At 41.0% G+C, this 17841-nt stretch carries 14 protein-coding genes; 4 read left to right on the top strand and 10 right to left on the bottom strand.

All coding sequences use genetic code 11. The features are described 5' to 3' along the window. Positions 1 to 6 precede the first annotated feature (6 nt). Together ACXAH9_RS09500 and ACXAH9_RS09495 are read right to left on the bottom strand one after the other, a co-directional pair. Positions 7 to 1671 (bottom strand): glutamine--tRNA ligase/YqeY domain fusion protein, encoded by a 1665-nt coding sequence (locus ACXAH9_RS09500; protein WP_474894625.1) that lies wholly within the window; start codon positions 1669 to 1671, stop codon positions 7 to 9. A gap of 50 nt (positions 1672 to 1721) precedes the next feature. Beyond that, entirely contained in the window at positions 1722 to 2213 is a 492-nt protein-coding gene (locus ACXAH9_RS09495; protein ID WP_474894624.1) for an N-acetyltransferase family protein, read from the bottom strand. 39 nt (positions 2214 to 2252) lie between these two features. Here ACXAH9_RS09495 and ACXAH9_RS09490 point away from each other — a divergent pair, with 39 nt between their 5' ends. Next, a complete protein-coding gene (locus tag ACXAH9_RS09490; RefSeq protein WP_474894623.1) occupies positions 2253 to 2693 on the top strand; it encodes an SRPBCC family protein in 441 nt (146 codons plus the stop codon). Between the two features lie 22 nt (positions 2694 to 2715). Here the strand turns inward: ACXAH9_RS09490 and ACXAH9_RS09485 are convergent, their stop codons facing one another. Both ACXAH9_RS09485 and ACXAH9_RS09480 read right to left on the bottom strand, forming a co-directional pair. Further along, positions 2716 to 5385 (bottom strand): FtsX-like permease family protein, encoded by a 2670-nt coding sequence (locus tag ACXAH9_RS09485; protein ID WP_474894622.1) that lies wholly within the window; start codon positions 5383 to 5385, stop codon positions 2716 to 2718. Beyond that, complete coding sequence (locus tag ACXAH9_RS09480; protein ID WP_474894621.1) at positions 5382 to 5714, bottom strand: PadR family transcriptional regulator; 333 nt, start codon at positions 5712 to 5714, stop codon at positions 5382 to 5384. Before ACXAH9_RS09480 ends, ACXAH9_RS09485 begins: the two co-directional genes overlap by 4 nt. Positions 5715 to 5846: 132 nt before the next feature. On the opposite strand from ACXAH9_RS09480, the gene ACXAH9_RS09475 reads away from it, so the two are divergent. Further along, positions 5847 to 6320: a hypothetical protein gene (locus tag ACXAH9_RS09475; RefSeq protein WP_474894620.1), complete on the top strand. Its 474-nt coding sequence runs from the start codon at positions 5847 to 5849 to the stop codon at positions 6318 to 6320. A gap of 78 nt (positions 6321 to 6398) precedes the next feature. Here the strand turns inward: ACXAH9_RS09475 and ACXAH9_RS09470 are convergent, their stop codons facing one another. The 6 genes from ACXAH9_RS09470 to ACXAH9_RS09445 form a co-directional block, all read right to left on the bottom strand. Further along, positions 6399 to 9047 (bottom strand): ABC transporter permease, encoded by a 2649-nt coding sequence (locus ACXAH9_RS09470; RefSeq protein WP_474894619.1) that lies wholly within the window; start codon positions 9045 to 9047, stop codon positions 6399 to 6401. Then, complete coding sequence (locus ACXAH9_RS09465) at positions 9040 to 9378, bottom strand: PadR family transcriptional regulator (protein ID WP_474894618.1); 339 nt, start codon at positions 9376 to 9378, stop codon at positions 9040 to 9042. Before ACXAH9_RS09465 ends, ACXAH9_RS09470 begins: the two co-directional genes overlap by 8 nt. Before the next feature lie 232 nt (positions 9379 to 9610). Next, positions 9611 to 12343: an ABC transporter permease gene (locus tag ACXAH9_RS09460; protein WP_474894617.1), complete on the bottom strand. Its 2733-nt coding sequence runs from the start codon at positions 12341 to 12343 to the stop codon at positions 9611 to 9613. Beyond that, entirely contained in the window at positions 12340 to 12684 is a 345-nt protein-coding gene (locus ACXAH9_RS09455) for a PadR family transcriptional regulator (protein WP_474894616.1), read from the bottom strand. Before ACXAH9_RS09455 ends, ACXAH9_RS09460 begins: the two co-directional genes overlap by 4 nt. A gap of 140 nt (positions 12685 to 12824) precedes the next feature. Continuing rightward, the gene (locus ACXAH9_RS09450) at positions 12825 to 15407 is read right to left on the bottom strand and encodes an ABC transporter permease (RefSeq protein WP_474894615.1); all 2583 of its coding nucleotides are present in this window, start codon (positions 15405 to 15407) and stop codon (positions 12825 to 12827) included. 4 nt (positions 15408 to 15411) lie between these two features. Then, positions 15412 to 15777, bottom strand: coding sequence for a PadR family transcriptional regulator (locus ACXAH9_RS09445; RefSeq protein ID WP_474894614.1), 366 nt, complete (start codon positions 15775 to 15777; stop codon positions 15412 to 15414). A gap of 180 nt (positions 15778 to 15957) precedes the next feature. On the opposite strand from ACXAH9_RS09445, the gene ACXAH9_RS09440 reads away from it, so the two are divergent. Both ACXAH9_RS09440 and ACXAH9_RS09435 read left to right on the top strand, forming a co-directional pair. Continuing rightward, the gene (locus ACXAH9_RS09440; protein ID WP_474894613.1) at positions 15958 to 16746 is read left to right on the top strand and encodes a DUF6503 family protein; all 789 of its coding nucleotides are present in this window, start codon (positions 15958 to 15960) and stop codon (positions 16744 to 16746) included. Between the two features lie 55 nt (positions 16747 to 16801). Continuing rightward, the gene (locus tag ACXAH9_RS09435) at positions 16802 to 17836 is read left to right on the top strand and encodes a TolB-like translocation protein (protein WP_474894612.1); all 1035 of its coding nucleotides are present in this window, start codon (positions 16802 to 16804) and stop codon (positions 17834 to 17836) included. Positions 17837 to 17841: the final 5 nt, after the last annotated feature.

The following is a 17841-nucleotide window of genomic DNA, read 5'->3' as shown; positions in this document are numbered from 1 at the left end:
AAACGGCTACTTCTTCGCCCAGTTATCCCTCAACGTAATCGTACGGTTGAAAACCAGGTTATCCGAAGTGGAATCTTCGTCCACACGGAAATAGCCGATTCGCTCGAACTGCATCTGGTCACCAACTTTCGCATCCTTCAGAGAAGGTTCTACAACCGCTTTTTTGTTGATCGTAAGTGAATCCGGATTCAGGTGATTTTTAAAGTCATCCTCTATGGTGTTCAGGTTTTCTGTCTTGAACAGGCGGTCATACTCTCTCACTTCTACATTTACCGCATGTGGTACGGAGACCCAACCTAGGGTGCCTTTTACTTTCTTGCCGCTGGTGTCTTGCCCACTACGGGTTTCAGGATCGTATTCAGCATACAATTCTTCAATGGTGCCATCTTCTGCTTTTTTATACCCGGTGCATTTGATGATGTAGGCAAATTTCAAACGCACCTCACGGTCAGGCCCAAGTCGGTACCACTTTTTCGGACTTGGTGGATCTTCTAAAAAGTCTGACTGATCGACATAGATTTCTCGAGTGAATGGCATCTCTCGTGTTCCGGCAGACTCATCTCCAGGGTTGTTCACCCCGGCCATCATCTCCACTTTGTCTTCCGGCCAGTTAGTGATGATCACTTTCAGCGGGTTCATGATCCCAAACACCCGATTGGTTGTGGCGTTCAGATCTTCACGCACGGCATGTTCCAGCACTGCAATGTCTGTGATGCCATCTCTTCTGGCTACTCCAATGGTGTCAGCAAATTTCCGAATGGAAGCAGGTGTAAATCCTCTTCGTCTGATCCCTGAGAGGGTCGGCATCCGTGGGTCGTCCCATCCATTGACATGACCCAGCTCTACCAGTTCCCGTAGCTTTCGCTTACTTACGATCGTATAGCTAAGGTTTAATCGTGCAAACTCCGTTTGCTTGGAAGGAAAAATTTCTAACTCTTTGATAAACCACTCATATAGCGGCCGGTGCACTTCAAACTCCAACGTACATAGTGAATGGGTCACACCTTCAATGGAATCAGATTGTCCATGTGCAAAATCATAGGTTGGATAGATGCACCACTGGTAGCCCGTCCGGTGGTGAGGCAATTGCTTGATACGATACAGGATTGGATCACGCATGTGCATGTTCGGAGAGCTAAGGTCGATTTTAGCTCTTAGTACCTTTTCTCCATTTTTAAATTCACCTGACCGCATGCGCTCAAACAGATCCAGATTTTCTTCTACTGATCGATCCCGATAGGGGCTTGGCTTCCCTGGTTGAGTCGGGGTGCCTTTAAGCTTATTGAATTCTTCCTGGGAAAGGTCATCCACGTAAGCAGAACCTTTTTTGATCAGCTTAATCGCCATCTGGTAGAGCTGCTCAAAGTAGTCAGAGGCGTAGTACTCTCGATCTTCCCAATCGTACCCTAGCCATTTGATGTTTGATTTAATGGAGTCTACATATTCGGTTTCTTCTTTCTCCGGATTGGTGTCATCAAAACGTAGGTTACACTTTCCTCCATACTTTTCAGCCAGACCGAAGTTAAGGCAGATGGATTTGGCATGACCAATGTGCAGGTATCCATTGGGTTCCGGAGGGAATCGTGTTACAATTGAATCGTACTTTCCTTCCTTCAGATCTTTCTCGATCAATTGCTCGATGAAGTTCAATGATTTCTTAGCCTCGTCCATAATTTGAAATTAGTGTGCAAAAGTAGGGGAATGATTATTGAAATTCTATGCTATGAAATAATCAACTCCCAATAACCTACATCAATCCAGCGGCCAAACTTAAAGCCTACTTCTTTGAATTCGCCGATCTTTTTGAAACCCAGTTTTTCATGAACAATTCTGCTTGGTTCATTGGGCAAGGACATTCCTCCGATGACCGCATGAAAGCCCAGGGTTTTCAGCTGTTTCATCAGCTCCGCATATAGGGGTAAGCCATAGCCTCTGCCTCCCTGATCTTTGTGAAGGTATATGGAGGATTCAGTAGTCTTCGAATATGCCACCCGAGCTTTCCACTGAGTTGCGTATGCATAGCCTATGATTTGTTTTTCTTTTTCCATCACTAGCCAGGGAAGCTTCAGGTCAGATTGGACACGGTGAATTCGAAGCTCCATTTCATTAGTTGAAATTGGGTCTATTTCGAATGTCGCATGTGAGTGGAGGATATAATGATTGTAAATCTCCACAATTGATTTTGCATCATTTGATGTGGCTGACCTGATCATAGATTAAACTTAAAGCAATAAAGCGAGTTGATATCTGTAATGAGGATAAAGATTGTTACCAAAGTTCAAGCAAACATTGATCAGGTAAAAGCAGGATTTACTGAAGATCTGTTTCTGTCACTCAATCCGCCCTTCCCTCCGGTTAGGCTGTTACAATTTGATGGATGCAAGACCGGAGATGTAGTCGAACTGGAACTGAATTTCATTCTTTTTAAGCAAAAATGGATCAGCAAGATTGTCGAAGATTATGAGTCTGAATTCCAGTGGTATTTCATTGATCTTGGAACAAAACTTCCCTTCTTCCTGAAATTCTGGAAACATGTTCATGATGTTCGCAGAGCTTCAAAAGGATGTAAAATAGTGGATGATATAAGGTACACAACAGGCACACTTTTGACTGATATGCTGGTGCTTCCTCTTTTGTATCTACAATTCTTGTATCGCAAGCCCATTTATAAGCGAAGGTTTAAAGAAGAATAAAAGCATTGTATTTCAGCATTATCTACTCATCTTTCAATGCATCCACAGGATTTGCTTTGGCCACCTTCCAGGATTTGTACCCTACCGTAAGAAATGCAATGGCAAGGCTAGCCGAGATAGCCAAAATGAAAAACATCGGCCCCATGGAGATCCGGTAAGCGTAGTTGGCCAAAAATGCATTCATCATAAAGTAGGACAAAGGAGCAGCTATTGCAAAGGCAATGAGCATCAGCATGATCAGCTCTTTAGAGAATATATTCCAGATAGATAGCTCTGAGGCACCCATCACCTTTCTTATACCGATTTCTTTGGTTTTCTGGTTTGCCATGAAGGAGACCAGGCCGTAAAGTCCCAATGCCCCAATAATTATGGCGATGATTACGAATAGTCGAAAAAGCTTACTCACGCTTTGTTCCAATTCATACATCCCTGCTATTTGGTCATCGTAAAATTCAAAGTCAAATACATAGTTGGGGAAGACCTTTTCCCAGCTTAGCTCGATGTGTTCCAGCGTACCTTTTAGTGCTTCGAAGCTTCCATGCTGATCACTCAGCTTGATGCTGGCCTGGAAAATATTCCACGAATAGTTGGCCAGAAATACGTTGTTGATTTCGGAATGTAATGAGGCCGAATGAAAGTCATCCACAACTCCAATAATTGTCAGTTTTAGCGAGCCCCTTCCGTATTGTACCTGCTCTCCAATAGCCTCATTCGGGTCACTAAAACCAAGGGTATTGACCAGTTTTTTATTGACCACCACGTGGCTGGACGGATCTGTTTTCTTAAATGGCCCGCCAGCGATAAATTCCATTTCATACACATCGAAATAATCTGCATCAACATTTTTCAAGTTTCCGCTGTAGTCCTGTCCTTCGATATTGGGATGAAAAATAGGATTGGTTGAGTTGAAGGAGGCGATGGGTCCTGCCGTATTCAAGCTTACATTTTTGATCCCGGAATGATTGATCAAATTTGTTTTTAGAATCTGCAGCTTGGTAGAATCATTTTCGGGTAGCTCCACGGTAAGGATAGACTCCTCGTTGAAACCAAGATCTTTTTCCTGAAAGAAATTCATTTGGGCATTGAGGATAAGTATACCGATAATGAGAATCTGAGAGATGGCAAACTGCAAAATCACGAGTCCTCTTCTCAGTGACAGGAAGCCTGATGTCTGCTTAATGTTGAGACTGTTTTTGATTGCGAGCACAGGATTCATTTTAGCCAGAATGGTGGATGGATATAGTCCGGAAAGGAGCGTAACACCCAACATGGCCGGCAGCAAAAAGTATAGAATGCTGAGGTCAGAAGTGAAGTTCAGGTCAATGGGGTAGGGATAGATGTCCTGCACGGGTTTAGCCATAATGGAGGCAACTGCCAACCCCATAAAGGTTGCCAGGATAGTGATGACAAATGTTTCGCAGAGAAACTGAACCACCAGCTGTCGCTTGCTGCTCCCCATTGTTTTGCGAACGCCCACCTCTTTTGATCGCTTCACTGCCTGAGCAGTAGCCAGGTTGATGAAGTTGATGCAAGCGGTGAGGATAAGGAAGAGCCCCACCAGCCCAAAGACTGTTAGCTCTTCTTTGGTCGCCGTGATGCCTGCATAGGTTTTTCGAATGGTATCGCTATAGTGCAGATCGGATAGTGGTTGTAATCTATAAGTTCTGTTTTCGGCCGTATGCTCTGGCAGATACTTGTCTACGATAGTAGCCAGCTGAATCTCGATTTCCAATGGAGAAGTTCCCTCCTTGAGCAGCACATAACAGTTGGTCGCGCTATTGTACTCTTCCCAGCTTTTTCCATCATAAAACCACTTGTTGGTGACATCCTGATCCTTGTAATGAAAGATGATTTCAAAAGGAAAATCAGATGCTTTGGGCATATCTTCCACCACAGCTGTTACAACTGTAGTACGTTCATTTTCCAGAATGATGGAGCGACCGATAGCGTGGTGGAGGTTAGCATCTGTTAGATCAAAATACTTTTCCGCTACTGATTGAGTAAGGATCACTTTACCCGGATTGTCCAATGCATTATGAGAATCGCCTGCCAGAAAGTTCAATGTAAAAAGATCCAGGAACTGAGGCTCGACGAATACCACTCCGTCCTCTTCCTTATATCTTGTAATATTTCCCTTGTCATCTTCAATTCCAATTAATCCCTCGTTTTCATAAAACATCATTGTTGCATTGAGCTGAGGGAATTCGTTGCGAATCGCCTCCGCTAAAGGGTGGGTCTGGCCTCTGAAAAGCACTTTACCATTCGTGGTTTCCTGTTCATTGATTACCCGATAGAGTTGGTGATAGTTGGTATGGTGCTTGTCGTAGCTAAGCTCGTGGCTCAATATTTTGTAGATCAGGAGACCGCATGCGATCCCCATGGCTAGTCCGGAGATGTTCATCAATGCGTAGACTTTCTCACGCTTGATGAACCTGATTGAGGTTTTGAAATAGTTTTTTAACATGCCTAAATAGTTGAGTTTTTGCCGGTCATAGACCGGATTAATTATTGAGCGCCTGAAGAAGCGTAGAACGGTCCACGCGAATCGTCTTCTGGCTTTTAATAGTCCGTATGTATTAATATCCTCATCGAATTGTTCCTCCAGATCGCCAAGAATTGCTTCTTGCAATCGGGGATCGCAATACCATTTGAAAAACCTGATGAATAGCTTCGGTGGACGGGGAGTGCTCATGCAGAAAAGTTGAGTTGTGGAGCAAGCTTCCACAGGTTAGTCCTTGCATCTTTCATTTCTTGAAGCAGGACTTTGCCCGCATTGGTGATTTTGAAGTAGCGCTTTTTTCTACCTCCTCTTTCCTTTGTAGCACCACCCATAAAGGATTCTAAAAATCCCTTTTCTTCTAAACGATATAGCGTGATGTGAACCGAACTGAGATTTACTTCTCGATTTTGATGCTCCTTAATTGCCTTGACTACAGTATTTCCATAAGCATCTTCACCGAGGATTAAAACCATAGTAAGAATGAGCTCTTCAAACTCACCTAAAAAATTTGTTCTACCCATTTTTATTGAATTTGTAAAACAAATATACGGATCATTTCTATTTAAGTTGTAAAAGAAATGAATTTTGATTCGTAACTTCTGTGTGATTGAGTCAAAGTGACCCATCAAAGGGTGTACATTTGTTGTCCTGAAATGAAGGCAGCATCACTGGCAGATATTAAAAGAGAACTCAAGCAAAGAAGCCCTGACGAATTACTGGCTATTTGTTTACGTCTGGGCCGGTTTAAAAAAGATAATAAAGAACTTCTAACCTATTTACTCTTTGAGGCTGGAGATGAACAGAGCTATATCAAACTGCTGAAAGAGGATATCGATGACATGATGGAAGAGATCAATATGTCTCACCTCTATTACGTGAAGAAAGGCCTTCAGAAAATTGTTCGCTCACTCAATAAGTCGCTTCGCTATTCAGGACAAAAGCAAACAGAAGTGGAGGTTCGATTGTATTTCAGCCGGTGTATAAAGGATTCTGGTATTGCAATAAACAGGAACACGACGATTAATAACCTGTATCATAGAGAAATCAAGCGAATCAATAAAGCACTTGCAAGCCTTCATGAAGACCTGCAAGCGGATTATAGGTTTGAGTTGGATAAAATCAAATGACCTTCCTTTAGCATCCTCTGGAGGCTTCAGTTCATGTAGTGTGACTGTAACTCTGTCCAGCGAATATGTTACCAACAGTTATTCAACTTTTAGTGATTCCACCGGATTTGCTTGCACTGCTTTGTAAATAAAAATATAGATCGTTCCCACTGCCAATATCAAGATAACCCCTAAACCCATAGATATATTGTAAAATGAAATTTCTGGGGCATTGTATACTTTACTTGTCCAGGCTATATTGATAAGGACAGCCAATGGTGTGGACATAACGATGGCAATGGCAATAACCCAAATGAACCCTTTGGATAGTCCGAACATTAGGCTAGGCAGTTTAGAACCCAAGACTTTTCTAATTCCAATTTCTTTGGTTTTAAGCTCTACATGGTGAATAACCATGCTAAATTGACCGAGGCATGCAATTAGAATTGCAATGAAACCAACAATGCCAATGATATTCACGAGCTCGGAAAATTCTGAATTTATATCTTCCATTCCGTACTCATATGTTTGATAATCCATTCTGCGATTGTTATCGAATGTGTTCCAAACAGATTCAATTATTTCTGAACCCTGCTTCGGAGAAACTCCTGCAACCTTTATATTGATAGTAGAAAGTGATTCTGGCTTGTATTGTATAATTAGGGCCCCACTTTCGACGAAGATAAATTGATAATTAAAGTCTTTTACCACTCCAATCACCCTCTTTTTTTCAGAGGTCGTTTTACGCGTGTCCTTATCGAAAGATTGTATTTCGATAATTGTGTTTAATGCACTCAGTGCATTCTCATGTCCCAGAGCGTGCATGGCTTTTTCATTAATAATGACATTGCTACTCTCATTTTGTGGACGACTAGAAAAATTCTTTCCTGCGATTAATTCAATACCTAAGTTTTCGAGTGCGTATGCATCGATGGAAAAAATAGAAGACTTGATATTTCTATCAGTGGAAGAGCGATTAGTTATTTCTACATTTTCAAAGGGAGAGATAACTGGAAGGTTTGAGACAGCAGAAACGCCAGCTACTTGTGGGTTCTTCAACAATTCTGTTCGAAATGTCTCGTATGGGATATTATTTGTTTTGGGTACGTTTATAATATTGGTATGATCAAAACCGTAATCAGTGGTGACAAAAACCCTAGCCTGCTGATACAGTATAATTGTTGTTATGATAAATATTACCGAAAAAGAATACTGAAAAAAAACCAGAATCTTTCTGAAGATGAACGAGGGAGACTTTCTGGAGCCTGTAGATCCCTTCAAAACAGAAATAGATTTGAAAGAAGAAAGGTATAATGCCGGATACACCCCAGACACAAAACCTAAGATTATTGCAAAAGCTATGAATGAAATATAGATGTTGAAGTTGCTATTGAAATTCATAGTAATGGCTCCATCAATATCACGCAAAATCTTCAGGTCATTAAAGATTGGAACCAAAACCTGAAGTAAGAAAAAGGCACAGATAAGCGACACGAAAATGACCAGCTGGGCTTCCATCAAAAACTGAGTAATAACTTGTCTTCTGCCTGCACCAAGCACTTTTCTTACGCCAACTTCTTTTGCTCGTTTTAACCCTCTAGCAATAGCCATGTTCATGTAATTAAAACTAGCAGAGAGGATCAGAACCAGACCGAGAATACCGAAAAAATAGGCCACAAAACCAGGAGTTGTAATTCCAATTTCATTTCGGATCAACGAACCCAGGTTTATTTGATCGAGTCGTTGCGTTTCAAAATGATACAGACCTTTTTTCTCATCAGGTATTTTAATATCTAGACTAGCAATGTAGCTTTCAAGAATCTCAACAGAAGTTTCCTCTTGCAACCTGAAATAGTTATAAAACACTTTCGAACCTTTCTCCCAGTCTGTCAGTAATTTTTTATTTTCCTCCTTATTTGAAAACGCACTGATAGGTATGATTATATCATAAGAAAGATGAGTTTTATACTTAGTCTTATCGATCACTCCCGACACAATGAAATCACCTAAATCTTGAATGGTAATCGTTTTTCCAATTGCTGTACTTTCACCAAATATTTTGGTCGCCATTTCTTTAGAGATAATCAGATTGGTTTCATTATCTAATGCACTTACCTTGTCTCCTCTCAGTAAATCGAAGTGAAAGAAGTTTAGGAAATTGGAAGATGCATATAATCCGCTGAATTGAAATTCATCTTCATCGATTGTCAAGAGTCCAGTTTTTTTGACGATTTGTGTTGCCGATGTAACTGACTCTATGTTGAGTGAAACAAGCTGGTTAAATTCATAAGGAGAAGTTCCATATGAATAATTTTTATCCTCTGCAACATCATGAAATACTGTGATGGCACGATAGGTGTTGACTGCATTTGGGTTATGTTCATCTTGAGTATCCTGATCAAAGATGAAGAGTATGATAAGCATTGTTATTGCCATGCTTACTGTCAAGCCGAACACATTTATTGCTGTGAAGCCTTTCTGCTTTAGAAGGTTTCTCAGTGAGATTTTAAGGTGATTTTTAAACATACCGTAATAGTTGAGTTTTATTGATCCTTCTGCTGGTTTTATAATGTCCTTTCTAAACAGCAGGAGAACGTCCTTTATAAATTTTCGATTGGCCTTTTTCTTTCCTAGTGCTTCCACTCTTTCCTCATAGAGTTCCATCAGGTCTCCTTCGATAGGTCTGACCAAATCAGGATGGCAATACCATCGAAAGAATTTGAGAAAAAGCTGGGGTGGATTATGCATTGAATAGTCGGGCAAACTTTACATCAAGAGATATAGCTGGTATGGCATCCCAAAGCGAGTTGCGAGTCTCTTTCGTATACTCCATGGCTTCTTTGCCGAGCGCAGTAATCTTGTAATAGCGCTTAGGACGTCCTGCCCTCTCCTGAGTAGCATCTTTGTCGTGCGATTCCAAATAATCTTTATCCTCAAGTCTCTTTAAGGCCGACTGCAAGGCACCTACACTAACGCCGCGATTTAACCTAGTTTCAATTTCTTTTTTAATGGAAACACCATACGCATTGTCGTAGAGAATTGCGACTGTAAGCATTACGATCTCTTCGAATTCACCCAATTGAAATTTTTTCATTTGTCTAAAAGTTGAATAATGAGCGATTTGCTACCCCTATGATTACATTCGATTCGTGTTCTCAATAATTGGGTTAGGCCTGTCTGCCGACAGGCAGGCGACACGCTTATAATTAATTCCTATTTGTAGAGTTTACGAAGAGACTAAATTTTTGTTATAAATTCCTAATTGTAGTAATATTTAAATGATGGATAGAATAGGAGTTAGTATTATTTGGCTATTCATCCTTTAGTGTCTCTACCGGGTTTCTATTAGCTGAACGAATGGCCTGAAAGCTGATGGTTGAAATGGCGATGATTAATGCTGCTGCTATTGCCACTACAAATACCCATATCTCGATTGGTGTACTGTATGCAAATTCCTGAAGCCATTCGCTCACAAAGAACCATGCAATCGGACAAGCCAGAAGGATAGCAACGAATACCAGTCGGGTAAATTCTGTCGAAAATGATACAGCCAGCTCGGCAATACTGGCGCCCAATACTTTCCGTATCCCCAGCTCTTTGATGCGCTGCTCTGCCGAAAATGCAGCTAGTCCAAACAACCCCAGACAGGCAATGATCATCGCCATGCCGGTAAACAGGTTAAGAATGGTAGCCATTTTCTGTTCAGAGCGGAACGTGGCTTCAAAATCCTGATCCATAAAGCTGTACTCAAATGGGACAGACGGATCGATCTGCTTCATTTCTTCTTCCAATGAGATCAACAACTTATTCAGATCTTCTGTGGTGGAGATCGCTTCCGAGTTAAATCGCATGGAGTAGTAAGACTTTCCCCCACCATAATCCCATACATGATCATTTTGATGATGAATGAGAATCAATGGATCAATTTCGGATTTGACGCTTTGAAAATTAAAGTTTTCAACCACTCCGATCACTTCATGCGCTTCTTCTCCACCAGATGCAAGGGCAACAGATTTACCGACAGCCTCATCAATCGACCAGCCAAGTGCCTTGACAGCCTCTTCATTTAGGATGACTTTATACTTGTCATTTTCATGGGCAGCTTCAAAATTTCTTCCTTGCAAAAACTCCAAGCCAAGGACGTTGAGGTAATCTTCATCGACTCGAAGGTTGCTCAGTTGCACGACCGGGTTATCCGGGCCATCAGCACGGTATCGATCGCCAGTCCATACAAATGGAGGGACGCCAAAAGATTTTCCCACCACAGAGAATTGTGGATTTGAAGCAAGCCGATTCTTAACATTTTGGGTATCAAAACCAAGTTCCTCTACATTGTGCAATTGCAGGATATTTTCTTTGGCAAACCCTACATCTACTTTTGATGCGTAAGTCAGCTGTTTTTGCACAAAAAAGGTACAGATAATAAGAGCTATTGAGATGGTAAACTGGAATACGACAAGCCCATTCCTGATGCTTCTCCCCTTAAATCCCGTATTTATCTTCCCTTTCAATGACTCTATGGGGCGAAAAGATGATAAGTATAATGCGGGGTAGCTTCCAGCCATAAAGCCCAGAAGCAGGATGAAAGCGGTCGCTACGAAATAGAAGGTAGGATTGCTTAAATAAGGAGACAATTCAATTTGCTTGTCAGCGAAATGATTGAATGGACCGATTGTCAGCTTGACAAGGATAAAAGCCAGAACTGTCCCAACACTTACGAAAAGCACGGACTCCAAAATGAATTGCTGAATGATTGATTCTCGCTTCGATCCCATCACCTTTCTCATACCCACTTCCTTTGATCGGTTGGTGGCACGAGCTGTAGACAAGTTCATGAAATTGATGGCGGATAGGATTAGAACGAGTAAACCGATAGCACCGAATATTTGCGAGAATAATGGGTTTCCAGTAGGACCAAAAGCATGGCTTGATGGTGTTCCTGAAATGTAAATCTCTCTCAATGGCTGTAGCTCAAGTTTCCAGAGGTTGCCGGCAGTAAACTCCTCGTAGCTTTGCTTAAAGATACGCTCGGCAGTGGGAGGAGCCCACTTTGGAGGGATTTCCTGAATCTCATGCTCCAGTAAAGCAATGTTTGTTCCCTCGCTTACCAAGCCGTAGGTGGAGAAAGTCGTCCATATCCATTTCCACCCATGAGCTTGCATCATTTCAGACTCACTTTTTAAAGAAACCAGGGCGTCAAACTGAATATGAGATTGAGAAGGCACATCCTTAAGAATCCCTTTCACTGTAAAAGATTTCCAGGATCCATCGTATTGTTTAATCTCCACATTGCGACCCATTGCTTCAGATGGAGACACTTCTGGCCCAAAATATCGTTTCATCGTTTTTTCAGTCAGCAGTATGGCCAGTGGATCTTGCAGCGCTGATTTGGCGTCTCCTGAAATGAAAGGAAAGGTGAATACCTCAAAGAAATTTTCTTCTGCAGCGTACAACCTGTTTTCCTTAAAGGCATTACCCTTATTGCCGTTGGATGAAGTGGTTACAGTCATGGCCCCAAGGGACATTAAACGCGTTACCTCTTCAAATTCCGGAGCATCTTCTCGCAAGGCTGTGGCAACATTTGGACCGGTTGCCGACATGGTATTATTCCAGTCGCCCCAAATAAACGGTTGATTTACACGATAGATCCTGTCTCCTTTTTCATGAAACGAGTCGAATGACATTTCATCATGGATATACAGACCGATTAGGAGACACGTGCTGATGCCGATCGTGAGTCCTAAAAGATTGAGTACAGTAAATTGCTTTTGCCTGATCGCATTCCGCCAGGCGATTTTTATATTGTGTTTATACATGCCGTAGTAGTTGATTTTTGTAGTCCCTTCAAAGTTTTTGATAATGGATGGGCGTAGAAGTTTGATTACTTCCCAAAAGAATACCCAGTTAGCACTCCATTTATTTTTAGTCCTTGAATTGTATTGATAGAGTTCAATTAGGTCTCCTTCCACGAAGCTCACGAGTTCTGGATCACAAAACCAGCGGAAAAAACGTAATAGAAATTTGGGAGGGTATTGGACACTCATGAAAGAGTGAATTTAAGATCTAAGGCTACTTTAGGTATCTCATTGTAAAGCTGATTGCGTACTTCTCTTGCGTGTTCAATAGCATCTTTTCCAGCAACCGTCAATTGAAAATACCGCTTAGGCCTGCCACCTCGATCTCCGGTGGATTCTCCTTCTTTTGAAGAAATGTAGCCTTTTTGCTCTAGTCTCTTTAATGCGGATTGAAGTGCCCCCACACTTACGGATCGTTTAAGCTTTTCCTCTATTGATAGCTTGATGGAAACGCCATATGCATCTCCGAATAGCACACCAACCGTCAATAAAACAATCTCTTCAAATTCACCTAATTGATACTTACCCATAGTTGTTTCCTAATTGCAGTGTTGCAATTCTAGAGCAATATTAGGTTAATTCCTAATTGTAGTGTTGATTTAATATCAAATAAAAATCCGACTTGGATGAAGTCGGATTTAAAAATAGCTTTTTGGTCTCTCAAGATCGATTATTCATCTCGAAGTGAGTCTACCGGATTAACAAGAGCAGCACTGAATGACTTAACGCTTACGATTGATAGTGTAATAAACAAAGCACCAAAGCATGAGGCTATTAATACCCATCCTTGAATTTGAATTCTATATTCATATTGCTCAAGCCAATTACTAATTAAATAATACGCTATAGGTAGCGCAAAGAGACATGAGATAAGTACAAGTAGTACAAACTCAATGGAAAGCAGTTTCCATATATTATAAATAGATGCTCCTAGCACCTTTCTGATGCCAATCTCTTTGGTCCGTTGTTCCACCATGTAGGCTGCAAGTCCAAATATTCCAAGGCTACTTATTAAAATTGCCAAGAGAGCAAATACATGTGAGATGTTAGCTAGTTGTTCGATCTTCTTAAATTTCTTATTATGAAGATCACTGATAAAGTCAATGCTAAAGGGTACGTTATGCAAGTGTTTTTTATGAATTTCTTCAATGCCTGAAATAGCATCTAATACAGGTATTTTGGGGTTCAATCTTAAGATCTGAAAATTTCGTAATTCTACTGGGCTCACAGCATAAATGGTTGGTCTTACTTCGCTAAAAGGACTCTCCATCAGGAAATTTTTAACGACACCTATTATTCGTGATTTGTTAGACCATTTAATACTCGTCTCAAGAGGATCTGTTAACTGCATGTATTCAACAGCTGCTTCATTGACAATAATAGCTGCGGAATCACTATTGAGTTCCTCGGAGAAATCTCTTCCTTCAATAATCTCCCAATCAATCGTTTGACCAAAATTATGGTTCACAATAAACGTACATAATTGCGGCTGAAGTCCTGTATCCATTCCATCCCAACTAATGTTTCCACTTTCTGTCCATATTCCTGTTAGAGGCGCGGAGGATTGTGTGAAGTGAGTGATCAAACCAGATGCTAAAAGGTCATTTCGGAACGCATCATTGGTTGACCAATGTTCTACCGCATGCATTGAAATAGAAACAATTCCACTTTGATCATAACCCAGTGGCCGATTACTTGCATGATTTATTTGCTGACTCACAATCAATGTACCAATGATCAAAATAACAGCAATGGTAAATTGAAAGACAACTAATGACTTTCTGAAAAAAACAGCAGAAAGGGTGTTATGGTATGTTCCTTTTAATACTCGAATTGCACTGAAAGTTGAGAGATAGAAGGCTGGATAACTTCCGGAAACCAGCCCAATGCTCAATGCAAATCCAACACCACTTGCCCAAAATTGGAGAGAATTCAAAGGGAAAGAAATTTGCTTATTGATTAAAAAATTGAAGAAGGGTAGTGAAAGGAATGCAAGTGCTGAGGCAAAAACGAAGGAGATAAATACCGTCAATATAGACTCAGTTAGAAACTGCGCAATTAGTTGGCGCCTCGTTGTACCGATAGATTTTCTAATACCTACTTCTTTAGCTCTTCGAATGGACTGAGCCGTGCTTAAGTTCATGTAATTCACACACGCCAGAAGCAAAACAAATCCTCCAATGATCCCAAACCACCAAACGTATTGAATATCACCTCCTGTCTGAATGCCATTTTCCCAGTTGGACCGTAAATGCCAGTCCCTCATGGGATGAAGAAAAACTTTGGTATCATAGATTTTATCTTTTTCAGAGAGATTGTTGTGAATAATTCTTTTGACTTTTTTGTTGACGTTATCCAGGTTGACGTCCGGTTTTAGCACCACATACAATCTGTTTGTGAAGCTGCCCCAGTTAGTTTTGTGATCACGCCATGAGATTGATGACTCATAAAAATCCCAATCTCCTATGAAATTGACACCATGGAATGAGCTATTTGATGGAATATCCTTAAAAACTCCTCTTACAGTCACATACCAGTTCCTTTTAGCTTTAACCGTTTTTCCAATTGGATCTTGATCTCCAAATAAAGCCTTTGCCAGTGATTCCGAAATCAGCCCACTACCCATTTCGGAGAGGCTATTTCTATTTCCCTTTACCATACTTAGAGAAAGGAGATCTGGAGCTCCCACATCCATAAACCCTCCCTTGGCGGTGATTGCTTTTTCATCATACGTTACGACCATGTTTCCAAGCCAGGTAGAATAGATTACATGTTCAAAATCATCCGCGTATTCATTTTTTAAGGCCAGATGAAGTGGATAAGGAACAGAAACAGAATTTTCTATATTTCCATTAATGTTCTCCTGAACACGGACCATTGCCACCCGATCATAATTCTCATTCTGTTTGTTGAATGAAAGCTCACTTTCTATCCATAATCCGATGAGCATTGCAATGGTCAGTCCCATCACAAGTCCTCCAATGTTTAGGAGAGTAATTGATTTTCTTCGAATGAGATTTCTGTAACTAATTTTTAAATAGTGCTTCAGCATGCCATAATGGTTCATACGATAGGTCCCATCAAATCTTTTAACAATTCCTGGCCTTAAGAGCTTTAGAACCTCCCATGTAAAACGCCATCTGGATGGCCTTTTTTCAAACCGTTCCATAAGGTCACCCTCAATGTCTTCCACATAGTCCGGATGGCAGAACCAGCGAAAGAAGCGAAGGGGATATTTTGGGGGTTGCTTCATGCGCTTAAACCTCCTTGGTTTTTAAAACCTTGGAGGCTTTATTAAACTTCACCACAAATTCAGGAACAGCATTCCATAGTCCTAGTCGCTGTTCCTTGGTTTCCTGAAGAATGTTTTTACCCGCTGAGGTAAGATGGAAGAATCGCTTTCTCTTTCCACCACGCACGCTGGTTGCTTCTCCAAACTCTGAGGTTAGGTAGCCTTTTTTCTCTAGTCTTCGAAGTACAGTTTGTAGTGCTCCGATACTCACCTTTCGGTTGAGACGCTTTTCCATCTCTTCAATAATGGCAAATCCATATGCTTCATCAATAAGGATGGCCACTGTCAGCATCACCACTTCTTCAAATTCTCCGAGTTGATGTTTTCCCATGATTTTACATTTTTACCTTAAATGTAGTATTAATAATTAATCTTATACCTTAATTGTAGTTTTAATGTTGCGTTATCAATTCGATTTTTGAATGTAGTCCAGCTTACCTTTTAGCATGAAATGATTTTCCAGAGCTACAGGAGGCCTTTTTTATCGGCTACATTTGAAGAAATTTTTTTTATGAAGAATCTCACTTATTTAGTTTTTTCTGTATTTATAGTCGCTTGTCAATCAGGGAAACAAGACCAGGAGCAACAAAAATCAGAAGCTACTTACAAAGCTCCCGATCATCACTCAGAATCGCTTACTAAGGTTTTCGACGCACATGGAGGCTATAATCAATGGTCAAAGATGAAGTCCCTTTCCTACGTGAAAGGGGGCGAGTCAACGATAACCAACCTTCAAAATAGAAAAATCAGACTCGAATCAACTAAGCAAATTATCGGATTTGATGGTAATGAAGTTTGGGTGACACCCGACACAGTGGATGCCAGACGAGCCCGGTTTTATCACAATCTGTACTTCTATTTCTATGCAATGCCATTCGTCGTAGGAGATCCGGGAGCATTTTACGAAGATGTAGAACCTCGTGAGATTTTAGGTAAAACGTACAATGGAATCAAAATTTCTTACGGGGAAAATATTGGAGATGCCCCAGATGATAATTATATCTTATGGTATGATCCTGAGACCAACAAAATGGAATGGCTCATGTACACAGTGACCTATCGAAGTGGAGAACCTAGCAATACGTACAAGTTGATCAAATACGATCAATGGATAGAAATCAAAGGACTGTTGTTACCCACAGCCATTCAATGGCATCAGTTTAAGGATGACTCAGTTGGTGAGATGAGCAATGAGGTTGTTTTCGAAAGCATTGAGCTCTCAGAAGAGGCTCCTGCAGACAGCTTATTTGTGATGCCGGAAAACGCACAGATAGCTCCTCTGAATGTAGGTAAGGGTTGATAATAGGAAGGGAAGCGATAGAGTGGTTAGATTTGAGTGTTAATTCGCCTGAATCATGAGAAAATCATTTTTATCAATCATTCTGTTTTGTGTCAGTGCCATAGCATGGTCACAGGAAAAATCTCCCCTAGATGACCTTCCAGATTATATTAAACCTCTTACTTATTTCGGCCAGCGCGCTGATTGGTCACACGACGGTGAGCGGGTGCTATTCATTGAAAAAACATTTGGTGATGTCTATGAGGTAGAAGTGGCCACTGGCATCATACGTCCAATGACACATCATTTTTTCCATGAAGGGTTTGTTCGAGCTTTGTACTTATCCAATGGGGATATTCTATTGTCTGGGGCGAAAAATTTTGATTCTAACGATCCATGGAAAAGTAGAGATGCTAGAAATACGGAACTGTGGGTGTTGAAGAAAGATTTGAAATCACCACCCACACCATTGGGTGTTCATTGCAAGGAAGGGCCGGCAGTATCTCGGAAAAAAATGAACATTGCCTGGGCGTTGGGGTCAACGATATACAAGGGCGAAATAGAATATGACAATGGTAAACCAAAACTGAAAAACTGGAGGCCTTTGTTTACTTCTGGAGATTTGCCATCCCCTGCAAAGGGCTGGGATATGGAAACGCAAAATTTCAGACCAGGAAATGAAAACGAATTGATTTTTTATGCCTTCGGCGGCCAGTTTGGCTTTCAGGCAGAGGTATTTGGCTATGATATGGAAAAAAAGGAGTTCATCAATTATTCAAAAAGTGAGAGCACCTATGATGAAGCAGAAGGGACGTTTCCAGATGGATTAAGTATACTCGTTGAGAGCAATCGTCACCGCCCAAAATACAAAGGCATGAAGGAATTCCTCACGCTTGACATTTATAAGTTAAAACTCGACGGCTCAGGTGAAGTGGAGCGTGTTACTTACTTCAATGAAAATCCGGAATATAAGGCCTCTAATCCCGTGGTAAGTGACGATGGAAGGTATATGGTATTTCAACATGCCCATGCTGAAGATCCAGCAGGTAAAGGCAGAGGCCTACTTCTTTTGGATCTAAAGACCTGGGAAAAGAAAAAAGGAAAGCGTTAATCCCT

The sequence above is a fragment of the Ekhidna sp. ABH4_415 genome (assembly GCF_056161305.1).
The sequence above is the reverse complement of the archived record's forward strand: the minus strand, read 5'-3'. Positions and strand labels throughout refer to the sequence as shown.